The sequence below is a fragment of the Vibrio sp. EA2 genome (assembly GCF_033042495.1).
In the GTDB taxonomy this organism is placed as follows: domain Bacteria; phylum Pseudomonadota; class Gammaproteobacteria; order Enterobacterales; family Vibrionaceae; genus Vibrio.
Genome location: NZ_JAWLID010000034.1, coordinates 1 through 377 on the forward strand (window position 1 = coordinate 1; position 377 = coordinate 377).

The 377-nt window shown below is 46.2% G+C and carries 2 tRNA genes; both read right to left on the reverse strand.

Annotated elements, in window-relative coordinates:
* Positions 1-179: 179 nt before the first annotated feature.
* Positions 180-255: transfer RNA gene (locus RXX31_RS24475), tRNA-Thr, on the reverse strand.
* A gap of 13 nt (positions 256-268) precedes the next feature.
* Positions 269-343, reverse strand: a tRNA-Gly gene (locus tag RXX31_RS24480).
* Positions 344-377: the final 34 nt, after the last annotated feature.

A 377-nucleotide genomic window follows, 5' to 3' on the forward strand; every position in this document is an offset into this window, starting at 1 on the left:
TGTTTTACCGTGGTCAACGTGGCCGATAGTACCAACGTTAACGTGCGGTTTCGTACGTTCAAATTTTTCTTTAGACATGAGTGGTCCCTCTAGGTACGGATTTTGGTGGCCCAAATTGACCACGCAACCAAAAAAGATTATTGGTAAATCTAATATCAAAAGGAAATATGCTTGAGAGCTGGTGCTGATAGGCAGACTCGAACTGCCGACCTCATCCTTACCAAGGATGCGCTCTACCACCTGAGCTATATCAGCACTCAAATTAGAGTGGAGCGGGCAGCGGGAATCGAACCCGCATCATCAGCTTGGAAGGCTGAGGTAATAGCCATTATACGATGCCCGCAACACGTAACTCTGAGAGCTATTTCCTAAAGAAT